The organism is Paenibacillus sp. FSL H8-0282, from assembly GCF_037963825.1.
GTDB lineage: Bacteria > Bacillota > Bacilli > Paenibacillales > Paenibacillaceae > Paenibacillus_AQ > Paenibacillus_AQ odorifer.
Genome location: NZ_CP150146.1, coordinates 930222 through 948529 on the forward strand (window position 1 = coordinate 930222; position 18308 = coordinate 948529).

At 46.9% G+C, this 18308-nt stretch carries 10 protein-coding genes; 8 read left to right on the forward strand and 2 right to left on the reverse strand.

Annotated elements, in window-relative coordinates; genetic code table 11:
• The first annotated feature begins 1 nt into the window (after nucleotide 1).
• On the forward strand, nucleotides 2-580 hold the full coding sequence (locus NST94_RS04010) for an SMI1/KNR4 family protein (RefSeq protein WP_076190140.1): 579 nt from the start codon (nucleotides 2-4) through the stop codon (nucleotides 578-580).
• 90 nt (nucleotides 581-670) lie between these two features.
• On the opposite strand, the gene NST94_RS04015 is transcribed toward NST94_RS04010, so the two are convergent.
• Nucleotides 671-2266 (reverse strand): AMP-binding protein, encoded by a 1596-nt coding sequence (locus NST94_RS04015; protein ID WP_248549471.1) that lies wholly within the window; start codon nucleotides 2264-2266, stop codon nucleotides 671-673.
• 169 nt (nucleotides 2267-2435) lie between these two features.
• On the opposite strand from NST94_RS04015, the gene NST94_RS04020 reads away from it, so the two are divergent.
• Both NST94_RS04020 and NST94_RS04025 read left to right on the forward strand, forming a co-directional pair.
• Complete coding sequence (locus tag NST94_RS04020; protein ID WP_036684918.1) at nucleotides 2436-2957, forward strand: GNAT family N-acetyltransferase; 522 nt, start codon at nucleotides 2436-2438, stop codon at nucleotides 2955-2957.
• Nucleotides 2958-3143: 186 nt separating this feature from the next.
• Entirely contained in the window at nucleotides 3144-3848 is a 705-nt protein-coding gene (locus NST94_RS04025) for a hypothetical protein (RefSeq protein WP_076130101.1), read from the forward strand.
• 98 nt (nucleotides 3849-3946) lie between these two features.
• On the opposite strand, the gene NST94_RS04030 is transcribed toward NST94_RS04025, so the two are convergent.
• Nucleotides 3947-4072: a DUF4023 domain-containing protein gene (locus NST94_RS04030; RefSeq protein ID WP_051491363.1), complete on the reverse strand. Its 126-nt coding sequence runs from the start codon at nucleotides 4070-4072 to the stop codon at nucleotides 3947-3949.
• 168 nt (nucleotides 4073-4240) lie between these two features.
• Between NST94_RS04030 and NST94_RS04035 the strand changes: the two genes are divergently transcribed.
• The 5 genes from NST94_RS04035 (at nucleotide 4241) to NST94_RS04055 (ending at nucleotide 18133) form a co-directional block, all read left to right on the forward strand.
• The gene (locus tag NST94_RS04035; RefSeq protein WP_248549459.1) at nucleotides 4241-8623 is read left to right on the forward strand and encodes an S-layer homology domain-containing protein; all 4383 of its coding nucleotides are present in this window, start codon (nucleotides 4241-4243) and stop codon (nucleotides 8621-8623) included.
• A 675-nt stretch (nucleotides 8624-9298) separates the two neighbouring features.
• Nucleotides 9299-9475 carry a hypothetical protein gene (locus NST94_RS04040; RefSeq protein WP_339281696.1) on the forward strand — a complete coding sequence of 59 codons (177 nt, stop codon included), beginning with the start codon at nucleotides 9299-9301 and terminating at the stop codon, nucleotides 9473-9475.
• A gap of 88 nt (nucleotides 9476-9563) precedes the next feature.
• The gene (locus NST94_RS04045) at nucleotides 9564-14618 is read left to right on the forward strand and encodes an S-layer homology domain-containing protein (RefSeq protein ID WP_339281697.1); all 5055 of its coding nucleotides are present in this window, start codon (nucleotides 9564-9566) and stop codon (nucleotides 14616-14618) included.
• Between the two features lie 178 nt (nucleotides 14619-14796).
• Complete coding sequence (locus NST94_RS04050; protein ID WP_036684922.1) at nucleotides 14797-16620, forward strand: sensor histidine kinase; 1824 nt, start codon at nucleotides 14797-14799, stop codon at nucleotides 16618-16620.
• Nucleotides 16613-18133 (forward strand): response regulator transcription factor, encoded by a 1521-nt coding sequence (locus tag NST94_RS04055; protein WP_248549461.1) that lies wholly within the window; start codon nucleotides 16613-16615, stop codon nucleotides 18131-18133. Before NST94_RS04050 ends, NST94_RS04055 begins: the two co-directional genes overlap by 8 nt.
• Nucleotides 18134-18308: the final 175 nt, after the last annotated feature.

The following is an 18308-nucleotide window of genomic DNA, read 5'->3' on the forward strand; positions in this document are numbered from 1 at the left end:
TATGCACACCAATAAATTGACAGAACAATTTCAAGAATACCTTAAGCTGTCCGCAGAATTACGCCCTGATTATATTGCCAGCTTGGGCAAGGGTGGTAACGAAGCAAAGATTACGGCTGTTTTGCCGGAGACTCCTGAACTGCTGAAAGCTATTTATAGCACTGTCTCAGGGACAAGCAGTGAGGAAGAGGAACCAAGCCTTATCGAATTTATTCCAGGGTACCGCCTGATTCATATGGATGAATATGAAGAGGAGATGAAGGTATTAGCTGGGATATTGGAGGAAAAAGGTCAACATCCTGATGGAGTTATCTTGCCTATCTTAACGAACTATGGCAGTGATTTCATTTGTTATTACAAGTCTGCTGAGGGTGTGGAACAGGTATGTGACCTGCTCCATGATTTCGGTGATTTAATTGTGATGTATGATTCGCCTGATAAATTCCTGGAGACCTTATGCGAGTTCTACAAGCAGGAGGTTTATTTCCTGGATGAAGAGGGCTACCTCGATTGCGATTTAGTATTAGAAGGCGAAGTTGGTGCGGCGCTGAACCCGGATGCGAAATATTGGTCCGAGTAACGGCCTGATGCCAAATAAACAAGAGCAGCAGTCCATTTATGGACTAGCTGCTCTTTATTTTTTAATAAGGTGAATTTTATATGGCTATGTTTATTCCTGCGCAGCTTGGTTCTCCTGCTCACGAAGCTCTACTCGCCGTATTTTACCGGAGGTCGTCTTCGGAAGATCCTGAATAAACTCGATTTTGCGCGGATATTTATAAGGGGCTGTCCACTCTTTAACATGGGATTGCAGCTCTTTTACAAGCTCTGGTGAACCAACAATCTCATCCTTGAGCACGATAAATGCTTTAACAATGTGCCCACGGATCTCGTCTGGACTGGCTACGACCGCACATTCCTTGACGGAGGCATGCTTCATCAATGCTTCTTCTACCTCGAAAGGACCGATAGTGTAACCTGAGCTAATGATGATGTCATCCCCACGACCCTCGAACCAGAAATAACCATCTTCATCTTTTTTTGCCCGGTCGCCGGTTATGAAGAATTCGCCGTGTGTGGAGCTTTCTTTTCTACCGGGATCTTTGTAATAAGTGTGGAACAGGGCTGGCATACTCAAATGTACGGCAATATCACCAACCACTCCAGCAGGTAGTGGCTTACCCTCTTCGTCCACAACCTCGACTAAGCCGGGAGCGATTGATTTACCCATAGAACCAATGCGTATTGGAGTATCTTTGAGTGTTCCGATAATTAGGGTGCTTTCCGTCTGGCCGTAACCATCACGGATTGTGATATCGAACTCACGCTGAAAGGTGTTAATGACCTCTTGATTTAATGGCTCTCCGGCAGATACTGCACAACGCAGGGTAGACAAGTCGTAACGACCTAAGTCTTCTGTTTTAGCCATTAGACGATATTCCGTTGGGGTGCAGCATAATACTTGAATTTTGTGATCCTGCAATAGCTGCAAATATTTTTTGGGATGAAAGGATCCACTATATACAAAACCTGTAGCTCCGTTACCAAGAACGGTTAAGAAGGGACTCCAGATCCACTTTTGCCAGCCGGGAGCTGCTGTTGCCCAGACGGTGTCAGATCCTTGAATATCCAGCCATTGAGGTGAGGTGATCCGCAAGTGAGCATAACCCCAGCCATGACTATGAACGACCGCTTTAGGGTTGCCGGTAGTACCTGAGGTGTAGGCGAGAATAGCCATATCATCCCGGCGGCTTGCGACTGCTGTAAAGGTATCTGGTTGTCCAACCATCAGACTTTCTAGATCCAGCCAGCCTTCACCGAGTTCGTCTGAGCTGCCAGATACGGAAAGACGGTAATCGAGAGCAGGAAGATCCTCTGAGATTTTATTCACTTCCCCGGTTACTTCGGACCAAGCAATAACGGCTCTGGCTTCAGAATGGCGCAGGCGGTAGGATAAATCTTTGGCACGCAGCATTTCTGAGGATGGAATGATGGCAAGTCCTTGTTTCAGACAAGCTAAATAGATGACATAAGCGATGATGCGGCGTGGAACCATAACAAGAACACGATCCCCTTGTTGCAGCCCAAGCTTCGCAAGTCCTCCGGCCAGCCGGTTAGCTTGTTTGCGTAATTCACCGTAAGTAATTTCCTCATAATCTCCTTGCTCATTTAACCACTTAAGCGCAATCTTCTCAGGAGCATGGCTTTCCATTTCCGAAGTGAGATTGTAGAACTCAGGTGCGATCCATTGCTGATTATCCAATATGAACCTCTCCTATATCAAACAAGATGTGTATAACTGTTCTATTTAGTATATCACGTTATCCTAGTACCAGGTACTAGTACCTTGAGTTCTTAATGAATTTCGGGTTAAGATAATATGTGTAAGGTAAACTTATAATAGACCACAAATCCAGAAAGTGAGAACTTATGTTATGAATCACACAACTTTTGATGAAATATTCGCTATTATGGAAGCCTCATTTCCTACTTCTGAGATCAGAACCTTTGAGGGACAACAGGAGTTATTGGACGTTCCAGATTATCGTCTCATTACCGAGATGAATTCTGAGGGTAAAATTGTTGCTTTTATGGCCTGCTGGGAGTTTCCCGGCTTTCGTTTTGTAGAACATATAGCAGTCGACCCGAGCATCAGAGGTGGAGGAATTGGCAAAAAGCTGATGACTGAATACATCAGTCTATCTAACAAGCCTGTCCTTTTGGAAGTTGAGCGGCCACTGGGTGAAATGGAGCAGCGGAGAATCGGCTTTTATGAGCGGCTGGGCTTTCATTTGAACCCTTACGATTATGTGCAGCCTCCTTTGCGTGAAGGAAATGAAGATTTACCACTCTTAATTATGACTTACCCTAACCCTGTTGATGAAGAAGAATTCCAACTTTATAGAGAAATTTTATATTCAGAAGTGTATAAGGTTACAACTCCGTATCAAGGTTAAAGCCCTCAGCAATCCGTTAATTCCTTATGGGATAAGCGGGTTGCTGTTTTTCTTATACAAACCAGAGCTCCAGATGAATAGTTTCTTTACAAATTGGGTACAAGTTAAATACAACTTAGAGACATATTCCTTTAAAACTTGAGCTAAAGTAAAAACCGAGATTGATCTTCTAAGGAGGCATAACATATGAAAAGTAAAAAGTTCATTATAGCAACGATGGTATTTGGGATGGCAATTACAGGTTCGGCTGGTGTGTACGCAGGAACTAAGCTGCAAAAAATCACCGCATACCTCAATCACAGCATTGGATTTAAAGTGAATGGTGCAGCTTATACGCCTGTTGATAATAAAGGTAACACATTAGCTCCGATTACTTATAACAATACAACCTATCTTCCTGTACGTGCCTTGGCTGATGTGTTGAAGGTGCCAGTGACTTTTGATGCGGCAGCGAATCAGGTCATTCTGGGTACTGGAACTGTGGTGCCGGATAAAGATACATTAACACCAGTACAGTACAGCAACGCTCAAAAAGAACAAATTTCTAAAGCTTTTGCAAATTTCGATGGGTTTAAAACGGTTTATGCACCAGCACAAATGGTGAGTGGAGACGCTTTTCAAAAAGCAGCTAGCTCTGAAGATGGAGTGTACTTTTTGTTCGACCATATGAGGGTGAACGTTTCTCCACGTGACTACTCCTATGATTACAAAGGCGATACCGTAAAGCTTTCCAATGGTACAGAAGCTAAGTGGTACAGCCCTACCAGCGATTCATTGTTTTTGACCTATAAACTGGATGATCGTTTTGTGACGATTAGTTCTCCAGACAAGGCTTTGAGCAAGGCGCAATTAGAGAAGGTAGCCGTCAATGTGGTGAAATGGAGTAAATAACTCCTTTAAAAGCAAAGCTCAATATACAAAAAGTAAAGCAGCAAGTCACTCCGATCCGGGAGGGTTTGCTGCTTTTTTTGTTTTCGTGTAGGCGTGTTCTATTTACTGTGCTGTTTATTAGGCAGCTTTTGGCTTGGTGTTCCTTTACCGTGATTCTGTTTGTTCTTTTCTGCTTTCTTCTGGGTGTCGTGTACTTTGTCTACAAAAGCCTGAGTATCGTCCATGTTTGTCCTCCTTGATCATAACCTTGCCGTTACTGTAACCACTTTTGCCTGATTAAATACACAAGCCGTTTTTACAAACTAGTGGATCAATCCGTACATTGTGAAAATATTTAGTAGTTACTATGAATGGATGCAAGCATTTCATAATAACAGTAAGGGAGACTGATTATGAACAGGTTATTAAAACAAGCAGTATCCATGACACTAGCCTTCGTTATGGTACTGGGACTTACATTTACAGGAATGCCAGCTTTTGCAGAAGACAGCAATGAGGATGCTGGATTACTGCAATTACAAACGCTAGAGCCAATAACACTACTGGCGGGCAATTCTACATGGAAATATCTAGATAACGGAACGGATCAAGGTTCGGTATGGCGGTCTGTTTACGATGATTCTACATGGGCATCAGGCCAAGCGCCGCTTGGTTATAAAGATTCTGGGGCCGGAGTCAGCAGCAAGCAATTTGGTGCTCTGAATACAAATATAAGCTACGGCACGGATAAAAAGAAGAAATATCGTACTTCCTATTTCCGGACAAATGTAACTGTGAATAAGGAAGAAATTACGAAATCGGATAAAGTATTAGGTAATTTTGCATTTGATGACGGAGTAGTGCTGTATCTGAATGGTGCAGAAATCTACCGCGAGGCTATGCCAGCTGGTGAAATCGACTATCAGACACTTAGTACAACTAATGGCAGTGATCCAAATGAGTATACAAAGGTTGACCTAACGGAAATCGTAAAAGCCAATCTGAAGGATGGAAGTAATGAGCTTTCAGCTGAAGTTCACCAGACGGGCGACACTAGCTCTGACCTTTATTGGGATATGAGCCTGATTGCTTATCCTGTAGTGGAGACAGTAGAACCTGGAGTTGGGAAGCCTGATTCTATCGCAATTACTTTTAATGGCAACCCGCAGACTAGTATGGGATTCAACTGGTATGCACCTGAAAGTGTGACTGGCACCAAACTGGAAGTAGTAGAAGCTTCTAAATTGGAGAATGGCCAGTTTCCAGCGGCAGGCGCTCAATCTTATGAAGGGACATCCGTTACAACTAGTGTGTATATGACAAAAGCGGATAAATCAGCTAAAAAACCAGTTGTGCTAACCAGCCATAAGGTAATAGCGGATCATCTGCAGCCGGGAACGGAATATGCTTACCGTGCTGGGGATGGACAAGCTGATAACTGGAGTGACGTAGGAACTTTTAAAACAGAAAGCTCCAGTAATCAGGCTTATAAATTCTTATATACAACGGATTCCCAAGGAACAACTGAAGAAGATTTTGATATCTGGAATCATACCCTTCAAGAAGGATTAGCTAAATTCCCGGAAAGTGAGTTTATTCTGAATTCTGGTGATTTGGTGGATAACGGTGATATTGAGGAGCAATGGGGATGGTTTTTCAATAAGCCTAAGGATATTTTAGCGAATATTCCGTTGGTCCCTTTGGTAGGCAACCATGAAAGCAAAAATTATAGCAATTATAGCGCTCATTTTAATTTGCCGAATGTTTCGAATACAGGCGCGAAACCTGATGGTTCTGTATATTCTTTTGACTACGGTTCAGCGCACTTTATGGTAATTAATACAGAATATTATGGTGCAAGCTCAAATCTTGAGAATAACGAAATTTACAATAAACAAGTGGAGTGGCTTCGTAGCGAAGCGGCAAAAAGCAATCAGAAATGGAAGGTTGTGCTTCTGCATAAATCTCCTTATTCCGTTGCCAATCACACCAATGATACAGATGTACTTTTTTACAGAGCGCAATTAACGAAGGTATTTGACGAGCTTGGCATTGACATGGTAATTGGCGGGCATGACCACACCTTTGCTAGAAGTTATCAGATGTACAACAACAAGCCATTGACGGATATTGTTCCGGACTCAAACGGAGTAGTAACTGATCCTAAGGGTACTTTATACCTGATTACAAATGCAGCGGGCAACAAGAAATACAACGTAGCTTCAGGAACATTCCCGTTTGCAGCTAAATACGGACAGCCTGGTAAGGAAATGTTCACGGGGATGACGGTAACGAATGATGAGCTTTCTTACGAAGCCTACACCACAACAACTGGTGGTTCTACAGACTTGTATGATAACTACAGCATTCATAAATCGGAAGTAGCAGTTAAACCTGTGCAAAATGCAAAGGCTACTGCAGCAGATGGTGGTAAAATAACGTTGACTTGGGATGCGCCAGCTTCCGGTGCACCAGTGTCTGGATATCGTATTTATGAGCAAAATGATCTGGTATCGGCAAATTGGACGGTCAGTGTTCCTAATGAAGAAGGTAAAGCCTCTTATACTTACACTGTAGAAAATACTAATCCAAACCAAACCTATCAATTTGTTATCAAAGCTGTAAGTGACAGAACAAATTCAGAAGCTGCTATCGCTTCAACGGATTCGATTAAAAAAGTTACAGTTACCTTTAATGGCGACCCAGTGAGTGCAAAAGGCTTCACTTGGTACACAGCGTTGAAGTCTACTGGAAACGATCTGCAGGTTGTAGAAAATACGGGCGTTACTCCAGACTTTGCTAAGGCTGCTGAGTTTACAGGACGTTCGGCGGTTTCCAGAAATTCAAAGGATGAATTAGTTCATAAAGCGGAAGCTTCTGGCCTGAAAGCTGATACAAAATACTACTTCCGTGTAGGGGATAAAGCACTAGGCCTGTGGAGTGCAGTGGGAACTTTTGAAACTGCCGCTAAGACAGGAGCATTTACTTTTATCGATTTGGCTGATACACAGGCTAAGACCGAAGATGAAGCGATTCTTTCCGGTGAAACGATGGCAAAAGCACTTACGACGTTCCCGAATGCTGAGTTTGTGGCGATTAACGGAGATATCGTGGATACCGGAACTAATGAATCCCAATGGAATTGGCTGCTTGGTCATTCGCAAGACACCCTGCTTAACACGACAATCGTGCCAGTGGCAGGGAATCATGAGGATAAGGCAAATGCCTTCTATGAGCACTACAATATTAAGGAAGCACCGGGCTCTGCAACAGAAACGGGAGCTTATTATTCCTATGATTACAGTAATGCTCACTTTGTAGTCCTGAATACAAATGAGAATTCCGATGAATTTGCTAACTTCAGCCAAGCACAGTTGGATTGGATGAAGGCTGACGTAAAAGCAGCGAAAGCTGCTGGTGCGAAATGGATTATCGTAGCTATGCATAAAGGTCCATACACAACCTCTAACCATGCTACTGACAAAGACATTATGGGTACAAATGGAGAAAGAGCGAAGGTTGCTCCAATGATGGCTGAACTGGGCATTGACTTAGTTCTTCAAGGCCACGACCATATTTATGCCCGGACCAAGCCAATTAAAGCTGATGGAACTGCGGCAGACACAGTGAAGATCAAGGAAAGCTTCAATGGTCAAACTGTAGAGTACACAGTAAATCCAGATGGAACGATCTATCTGATCCCAGCTACAGCGGGAGCGAAGGTTTACTACAAGAACATGAAACCAGAATTGGGAGATGCGTATTATAATCTCTTCGAAGTAGCAAATGAGAATACAGCAGCTAAATACGGACCGGACCCAAGTGATGCTACGCGTCCCAAACGCGGTCAAGTTCAGACCTTTGTAGGTATTACTGTAGATGCTGGCAAATTAACAGCTGTATCTTATGAGATCGATCAGAATATTAATGATGCTAAACCATACGTTCTGGAAGAGTTCGGTATTATTAAGGAAGCAGATCCTGAAGTAAACCCAACACCAGAACCGACAACAACGCCGACAACGGAACCAACAACAGCGCCGACAACGGAACCAACAACAGCGCCGACAACGGAACCAACAACAGCGCCGACAACGGAACCGACAACGGCGCCAACGACAGCACCAACAACAGGATCATCAACAGGACCAGTGGCAACAACAAAACCGACAGCAACGCCAACGCCAACAGTAGCACCAACAGCTACACCAGCACCAACAACGGTGCCTACACCAACTGCAACACCAGTAGTCAAACCATCATTGACGGATACTGGCAGCCATTGGGCAGCAGCGGCTATTGAGAAAGCAGTAGCAGGGGGCTTCGTTAGCGGTTATCCGGATAATACTTTCCGTCCTAATCAGAAAGTAAATCGGGTTGAATTTATCACTATGCTGGCTCGTGCCCTGCAATTGCCGGACAGTGGTAGCACTTCAAGCTTTAAAGATTCAGCGAAGATTCCGGCATGGGCCAAGTCCTTTGTAGCTCAGGCAGTAGCTTTGCAAATTATCAGCGGCTATGATGATGGTACCTTCCGTCCTACGCAGGAGCTTACTCGCACTGAATTAGCAGTTATGGTTGTTAGGGCTCTGGGTATTACAGTAGATCCAAAAGCGACCTTAACCTTCAATGATGCTAAGGATGTACCCGCATGGGCAGTACCATATATTGCGGCAGCAGCAGAAGCGGGCATTGTGAATGGCATAGGACAAAATCGTTTCGCACCAAACCAGGTAGCGTCCCGGGCCGAAGCAGTAACAATCATTCTGAACCTGCTGGAGAAGCAAGGAAAGTAACTAAATCGGATGGTTTGAAAAAAGATTGCCTCAAGGTCATCGTTGATGACGGAGAGGCAATCTTTTTTTCGTAGCTGGGTAGTGTGAGGGAGGCGGCGATACGGTGGTGCGGCGTAAAAGAGAGGCAAAAGTGCCTCTGATTTGAGCGAATGCGGTGGATTGGCGTGAAAGAGAGGCAAAAGTGCCTCTGAAATGAGCGATTGCGGCGGATTAGCGTGAAAGAGAGGCAAAAGTGCCTTTGAAATGAGTGAATTCGGAGGAGTGGTGCGAAAGAGAGGCAAAAGTGCCTTTGATTTGAGCGAATACGGCGGATGGGCGTGAAAGAGAGGCAAAAATGCCTTTGAAATGAGCGAATGCGGCGATTGGCGGATATGAGAGGCAAAAGTGCCTCTGATTGGAGTGAAATGGCGGAGTGGCGTAAAAGAGAGGCAAAAATGCCTTTGAAATGAGTGAATGCGGCGGAGTGGCGGAGATAAGAGGCAAAAGAGACCACGCTCCTTCATCCTCTTTATATTTTCAACCAACATATGTTTAACGACCCACTCATTGCCAGGATATCGAGCCCTGATAGCACGATAATCTTTAATTTATCCAGCATATCTTTAATTTTGCGGCTATTTGTAAGGAAAGATCTGGGTTAGATTAGGGTGGACTAATCAAAGTAAGGCAGGAGGGTTGCCGACAAAATTGAATGCGCTTGCACGATCGGGGTTGAATACAGAATGTGCTTGCACGAATGTGGTTGGATACAGAATCTGTAGGCAGAAGAGAGTAGAAGTAGAAGAAGAAGAAGAAGTAGAAGTAGAAGTAGAAGAGGGTAGGAGCAGCAGAGGGACGGGACAACAGAAGTAATCTACTTGCTGTTCGGCGACATAGTGAGACACATTACGCTTCATGGATGAGAGTAACCGAAACAACTACAGGACGAGGAGAGTGGAAAATGAACCTTCACACCGGTAAAAAGGCGCGTCGTAAGCTGACATCAGCTGTTCTGGCGGCAGCTTTGCTAGTTTCAGGACTTCCCCTAACGGCTTACGCCGGCGATACGTGGCCTTTTACAGGAGACAGTGCGCCGGGTGCCAATCAGCCTAATGTACATGGATATACGAGCAGCCATATTGCGAACTGGAGTCCGGCAACCGATCCGGATGCAGAGCTGTTGAGATCGCGGGTGCCGCTGCAGAAGCGGAATGCCCCATTTGCTGCAACCCAAGCTAACCCAGCGCTTAGCGCAGATACACAGATGATCAACGTTGCTGGCGACTACGGGAATGCTTTTATTGAGAACGCGCCGTATACGAACAAGTTTGCGCAGTATCATTTTAACTTTTGGCAATATATCGATTACTACTCCTACTGGCATGGTACAGCGACTGCGTATACCCCGCCGGAATATTATGATGAATTGGCCCAGAAGGACTGGCAGCAAAAATGGTTCGAATTCGGCATGCTGAACATCCCGAACCCTACCTACACCGATGCAGCGCATAAAAACGGCGTGTTGTCATTGGCGGGGATCTTTTTTTCCAATAATGACCGTGGACAGCAGACGTACAAACAAATGATAGTTAAAGATGAGAATGGTAATTTTCCGGTGGCGGATAAACTGATCGAGATGGCCGGGTATTTCGGGTTTGACGGTTATTTTGTAAATCAGGAAGAGATGAATCCGAATGTAGCGACCCAGGATATCCCCGATTACATCGCGTTTATGAAGGTGCTGCAAGAGGGCGGCCTGTATGTACAGTGGTACGACTCGCTGAACACCAATACCGGTGCTAATACGTTCGCCCGGACGATTAATGATACCAATATCTCCTTTTTAGTGGATAAAAGCACCAAGGAACCCGTCTCCAATTCGTTTTTCTTCGACTACGGGGCTGGCAATACACAGATTACCAACGCGGCTAGTTACTTAAGCAATCTGAATGCCAGTCTGGGAACAAGCTACAACTTGTTTGAAGTTGGTTTTGCAGGGCTGGAAGCAGGCCGTGACCGGTTCAAGTCCGTTAACGGAACAGCGTTGATGAACAAGCTGGACAGCAATGGCTTGCCACGGCTCAGCTTGGCTACACTCGGTGCGGACTTTGTTCATGCCGGTCTGGATGAGGACATGAACCTGTCTTACCCGGTCTCGCACAGATCCGAAAATGACTACCAATGGATGACAAAACTGCGTGAGCAGCTATGGTGGTCAGGCCCGAACGTGGACCCTAAGAATACGGTCAAATCGGCAACCAATACCGTTGCCGATGTTTATGCCGACAACCGTTACTGGCCGGGAATCTCGTCCGTCATTGCGGAGCGTTCGGTGATTAAGGACAAGAACTTTTACACCAATTTTAACACTGGACAGGGCTTGTCCTATTCCGTGAACGGTGAAGTATCGAACCCGGATGAGTGGTCTAATATGAGCCTGCAGGATATCCCAGTGACTTGGCAGTGGTGGCAGGATACTGCTGGCAATAAGCTTACTGTAGATTTTGATTATGGACCGGAGTACAACCTTGCGAGTACAAACCGTTACAACTATGAGCAGATCGGTGCGTATAACGGTGGCAGTTCACTGGTGGTGAACGGCAATCTGAATGCGAAGAACTTCTTGCGTCTGTACAAAACAGAGCTGGAGGTCAATGGCAACTCCAAGCTGTCGATCAGCTTCAACAAGCCATCTGCCACAGATGCTTCGGCGATGGCAGTAGGACTCATCCTGGCTGATGATCCGAATACCGTCGTAGAGGTCGCTGTTCCAAACAGTGGTCAGCACTCGGACGGTTGGTTGACAAAGGAGCTGGACCTCAGTGCATACGCGGGTCATAATATTGCAGCCCTTGGACTGGTCTTCGATCCCGGGCAAGGAACAGCGTCCACCTACCAGATGAACGTCGGACAGCTGCGCGTCTATGACGGGTCTGCCGTAAAGCCCGCAGCTCCTGCGGAATTAGCAGTTGCGGAAGCTTTTACAGATACAGGTGAGATGGTTGTGAAGTGGAAGCTAGATCCCGATTACACTAAGATCAAGCAATATAATGTGTACGTGAATGATGTATTTATGGGCGGCAAATACGATGAGGTGTTCTACCTGAAGCATCTCCCGGTGAAATCCGGAACCCTTAAAGTGGTTGCAGTGGGTGCGGATGGAGTGGAGGGTGAAGCGGCAACGCTGGCTTTTGATCTGGATGCGGCGGTTTCCGGAGTGAAGGTGGATTCAAGTCCGGACGGGGAGTTGACTGTGAATTGGACGAACTCCGCCCAAGCTTCCGGTGACATTACCGTTCGAGTGCAGTCTTTGAATTGGATTACGACATCCGAACCGGTGTCACAGCAAGTGGTTGTCCCGGCAGGTGCAAGCACTGCGCTGTTCACGGGGATGCCGGTAAACGGCGATGATTACATTGTCACCGTTACCGCAGGCAACACCGATCCAGTCTCGGTCAGCGGCCAGTTCATCGACACGGTTGCGGAACCTTACGCGGAAGAATGGTCCTGGACGGACGGTAAGCTGAATCTGCCGATGCCGAATACTAGAGACTGGCGGTATATGTATGTGTATGAGGATGGGAATGCAAAATCTTTTGCCACAACGTATAGCTCTGGCAATAAGCCGATGATTATCCGTGGACGGACAACTAAGGCGAGCTTAAGCTTCACCTCGTCGGCAAAAGTTGTGCATGTGGTGATGGAGGATTATGCAGGCAACCGCTCCAAATCTGTCTATCTGAAAGGAAGCTATCCCGTTCTCTTTGATGCTAATGGGGGTGAACCAGCAAATACTGTGGCCGAGGCTGTGTATGGCACTTTGCTGATGGAGCCTACAGGCATTGCCAGAGAGGGTTATGACCTGGAAGGCTGGTATGTTGGAGAAGGAGAAGGTGCGCGAAGATGGAATTTTACCGAAGATCTAATAACCGGTGAACTGAACTTGCAGGCGAAGTGGGCCTTGCAAGCTCCAAAGGTGCAGATCGTAGGGGAAGGTTCCTTCCGTGAAAATACGTCCGCGACACTAACGGCAGTTGCCACTGGCGCAGGGCAGCTGACTTATGCCTGGTATGCGGACACAGGCAGCGGTTATGGAGATGCGTTGGGAGTGTCCGCCTCCTATACTATCCCTGCTTTGACTACCGGGATGGATGGCAATAAGTACAAGGTCATCGTCACCAATGAATCTGGTGACAGCAGTGAAGCAGAGTACACAATTAACTTAACTCCGGCTGAAGCACCATGGGAAGCGCCTGATTTCATAACCGATCTTCCGTCTGCACTTGATGTCATTACTGGTGAAGAAGTGAAGCTGTTCGTACAGATCCGCGGGGATGTGGAATCGGTTCGCTGGGAGACGAAGGCAGCAACCGCAGAGGAATGGACTGTGGCGGAGAGCGTGACTTCGGCGGTATACGCATTTACTGCTTCTGAAACAGACAGCGGTACGCAGTTCCGTGTGGTTCTGACTGGAAAAGAGGGAACGGAGCCTTCAACAAGAACCGGTAATGAACTTACGGTGACAGTACATCCGGCACCCGATGCGCCAATTATCACCTCTAATAGTGTAGATAAGAATCCGGCAGTTGTAGGTGATAAGGTGTCTTTTGCCGTAGTAGCTTCTGCAGTTTATGGCGAGTTAAGCTACCAATGGTTGAAAGACGGGCAGGCCATTGAAGGTGCTGTGGAGCGTAATTATACGATTCCTTCTGCAAAAGAAACAGACAGCGGCGAGTACACGGCCGTAGTCACCAACACCAAAATACTGAATGGTCACCCTTATACGGCTGTTCAAAAGAGCGGAATTATTAATTTCAAGGTCCACAATACTCCTGTATCTACACCGCAGCCGACATCGGCTCCAGGGACAGGTACGGGAACTGGTGGGACGACTCCGGCAGCGACAGCAACGCCGCTTCCAAGTCCTACTAGCACAACTTTGACAGTTCCAGCAAGTGCACTCAGTACATCTACTGAGAACGGCAAATTGACGGTAAAGGTGCCGGCAGGCGTTACAGCTATCGAGCTGCCTGTAAATGCAGGTGAGTTGCTAGGGATCCGTCAACTTGAATTGTCCGCTTCGGGAACCACACTTGGTATTGCGCCGGAATTGCTGGTGCAATTGAAGGCTCTGCTTAATGAAGCCCAAGCTTCAGGCAGCAAGATTCAGGTGAAGCTCAGCCCGGAGACTTTGAACATGAGCACACTGAAAGCAGAGCGTGGGGTGGTCTTGCGGGGTACGGGTATGACGTTTGATCTGAGCGTCATCGCGGGGAATGGCACATCTAGCCGTCTTCCAAGCTTCAGCAAACCAGTAACCTTACAATGGAGTGCAACAAATACGGATTATAATACTAATTTGCTTGGTTTATATGCTATTGCTGAAGGGGGTTCGCTTACCTATCTCGGCGGAGTGTATGCGAATGGCTTCCTGCAAGGGGAGTTTAGCGGAACAGGCAGGCTGGCTGTGCTGGAGTACAATAAATCCTTCGCTGATGTTCCGTCTACTCACTGGGCTGCGGACACTATCCGCCAGCTGGCGGCTAAACATCTGGTACAAGGCACTTCCGAAAATGGATTTGAACCCGCCCGCAGGATTACAAGAGCGGAATTTGTGAAGCTGCTGGCTGGCGTGCTGGGACTGCAAGATCAGGCGGAATTGAAATTTAGTGATGTGCCTTCTGGTGTCTGGTATGAGCAGGACCTGGCGCGTCTGGTCCGGGCAGGTATTGTAGGCGGACGCACTGCTGAGCAGTTCGATCCGAGTGCGAACATCAGCCGCCAGGAGATTGTCACTATGCTAATGCGTGCCTATGTACTGGAGCATGGAGCGCTTCAGTCATCAGCCCCGGCAACATTCACCGATTCCGGTGAGGTAGCAGCCTGGGCGGCAGACAGCGTGAATGCTGCTTCATCACTGGGTCTGGTGAATGGCCGCACGGACGGGAAGTTTGTTCCCGGTGGCTTGGCGACCCGTGCCGAGGCTGCGCAGTTCATCTTGAATTACATCCGGTAGATTATATAGCCTCACCACGGTCTGCCCAAGGAGCCCTTTGCTCCATGGGCAGACTGTCTTTGCTTGGCGGAGGATTGCAAGCTTTTACCAGCCACAGGCAGGAAGCACCTCATGCTATACTTTATTCATAATGACAAGCAGCGAAGCTTAGTCTTCCCCCTGCTGTAGGAGGTTGCTGATGTTTCCGGGGAAATTGTACAGAAAGTATCTGAAGAATAATCTGTTTATGAAAATCATCCTGCTCTTCTCAGTCATTGCCGTGGTCACCATTATCACCTTCTCCTACCTGATGTTCTTGCTCATGTCTCAGGCTGTAGTGCAGCGGCAGATGGAGATTCAGAAACGTACCGTGGAGAGCATCAACAGCTATATTGAGCAGAAATATGACTCTGTACAGTCTATGATGCGGGACGTGTACCGGGACACGGAGCTGACTGCTAATACGTCGTATTTGCTGGAGCATCCGTATGAAGATTACGTGAGGTACCGGCTGGACCGCTATTTCAACGAAAGTAATGCTACGACGGATACCGTGCAGTTTTTTCGCAATCAAGTTGAAGATGATCCTGATATCCGCAGTTTAATGCTCTACAGTGCAGCTGAGCAGCAGTTGTATGTCTATAACGACCAAGGCAAATTTCAGATTATTTCCACTAATGCAGCCCACTCTTTTGTACCGGATGCGCTGTATCTGGAGGAGGAAGGCAGTGTCACCGCCCCAAACACTTGGGTCAGTCAGGCGATCTCATCTCCGGAGGGGCCGATGTTTACGGTTCGTACCCCGGTCAATAACAAGATATCACTGCGCAACATTGGTCAGCTTCTAGTCTATTTTGATGCCAGCGAGGTCTGGGGGAGTATGGGCAATTATAAGGATGACTTCAAGGGAAAGATTCTGGTGCTGGCAGCGGATGGGGATGTGTTATTTGATACCTCGGGCACCTATTATGGAAAGCGCTATCCTTATCCCGAGCAGATGAATTCTGCCTATACAGATGGTGAAGAAGTCGGCGGGATGATCATTACTAAGCAGACTCACACCCAAGGCGGATTTACTGTGTTGAGTGCTGTACCTAAGCAGGAATTAGCCGCCACTTATAGGGGATTGCGGAACATGATCTTCATTATCTGCTTGATCTGCCTGTTGTTTGCGATTATTACACCCACTTTATTTATCAATAATTTTGCCAGACGGACTCATAAAATTATCAAGTTCACCCGCAAAGTGAAAAACGGTGACCTGGATGCCCGGATTACCGATGTCAGAGAAGACGAGCTGGGGCAGATCTCCAAGAGCTTCAACGATATGCTGGATGAGCTGAATCTTCATATAGACCGTGTGTTCAAGGCTGAAATCAAGCAAAAACATACCGAAATCGCCGCGCTTGAAGCCAGGGTAAACCCGCATTTTCTCTACAATACCTTGGAGGTGATCCGAATGAGGGCAATCTCTCAAGGAGCTTCAGATGTCGGGGAGATGATCTACAGCTTGTCGGTGTTGTTCAAAAGCTATGTTCACCAGAAACCCAAGCATACGATGAAGGATGAACTAGAGGCCTGCCGTTTATATCTGGAGCTGTTCCGCATCCGTTATAAGGATAAATTCTCTTATACAATGGAATGCGGGAAAGAGCTTACCGGAAGAGTTGTACTCAAAATGTCGCTGCAGCCCATCATTGAAAACTACATTCTACATGGGATGCGCGTGGACAAGAATGATAATCACATCAGTGTGGCTGTGGCCAAGGACGGCAAATATTTGCGTGCGGTAGTTACAGACAATGGGCGGGGGATTGCTCCGGACAGATTGGTCCAGCTCAAAGAAGGTCTTTTGCAGCCAGATGAACAATCGGAATCATTTGGTCTGCGCAGTATTCATGAGCGTTTGAAGCTGCTTTATGGCAGTGAGTATGGCATTGAATTACAAAGCGAAGCGGGTACCGGCACAACCGTGACTGTGTATTTTCCCGATCTGGGAGAGGATGATCCAAACCATGTATAAAATTTTCATTGTGGACGACGAGCCTTTTATTATCGAAGGATTATATGACATTGTGGATTGGGCAGCACTGGGGATGGAGATTGTCGGCCACGCCGAGAACGGCCAGGAAGCGCTGGAGTCGTTGCGGTTTGTCCCAGCAGATATTCTGATTACGGATATTTCCATGCCGCTGATGAACGGGCTGGATTTGATCCGGGCTGTGCGGGAGATCCAGCCGGAGATCAAAGTTGTTATCCTCAGCGGCTTTGATGAGTTCGGTTATCTTAAGGAAGGAATGGCGCTCGGCATTGAAAATTATCTGCTCAAGCCTATTAATTTGCAAGAGTTCCGGGCAACATTAGTGACTGCCGCCGAGAAGCTGGGTGTCTCCCGTCAAGAGAGTCAATTCAATGCGCATAGTATTTCCATTCTGCGCGATAATGTGATGTACCGTTGGCTGCGGTGCCAGATTGGTCCGAAGGAATTCAGCGAACGGACTGATTTTCTGGGACTTAGACTAGATAAGCCGCTGGTGCAGGTAGCCCTGCTTCGCCCTGAACAGGACGCTGCCGAGCTATTTCAGGCGGTGGAAGAGGTTGTAGGCGGTAACCCGTCTTTGATTGCATTCCGGGATATGGATGGAGATACCGTGCTGCTGCATCTGCTTAGTGAGTATCAGCAGGGTAAAGAAGCGGTGGAAAGGCTTCATGCGCAGCTGCTGTTATCCCTAACTGGCGGTCCGCCAATGCGTCTGTCCGTAGGAACGGTGGAGGAGATGGAGGAGGCGGCGGCTCAGAGTTACGCCCATGCAAAGATGACTCAGGAATATTTCATGCTGTTTCCAGAGCGGAATTTGCTGCATTATGAGGAAGTTCAGGACAGGCATGAGGTTGCCGTCCAAGGTATGCCGCTGAATTGGGAAGATGATCTCAAGCTGATTATGGCGAAGGATAAGGAAGCGCTGCTGGTGCGGATCCAGGATCATTTTGAGCAGCTGCGGCGGATGGAGGGGATTACACCCGTGCTGCTGCAAGGCATTGCCATGGAATGGTTGATCCGCTTCAAGATGCAGCTGCAGGAGATCCGTCATGTGGAAGAACCGGAGCTTTTCGCAGACGGTTTTGGCCTCATTCGCTCTACAGTTTCCATAAATGAACTGACTCAGATTATTCAGGAAGCCGCTACCATTACGGTAGACGCCTTAGTTCGGGACGTAAAGAGTCCAGTCGTGCAGCAGGTGCTGAATTATATCCATGAGTCCTACAATGAAGATGTGTCACTGAAGACCCTCGGTGCCCAATACCATATTCACCCGGTGTATTTGGGACAGCTGTTCCATAAAGAGGTGAATGAGTCATTCACCGAATATATCAATAAATACCGGATTGAGAAGGCGAAGGAGCTGCTGCGGAATACCTCACTTAAAGTTCATGAAATCGCTCTCAAAGTAGGCTATTGGGAGACCGGCTATTTTTACAAACAATTTAAGAAGCATGTCGGGATATCTCCTACGGAGTACAAAGGGCTTGTCTAGCGGACCCCCGCTGCAAGCTTTTTCTTTATTTTCTACATGATTTATTTAGTTTAGCTTCTGTTTGAAAATGCTTTCATAAATTACAGTAAAGATAGTCCTTGAAGGAGAAAGCTGCTGGTTTAATTCCGGATTAGGCCAGCGATCTTGAGGTAAACAAAGGGGAGGTTATACAGGA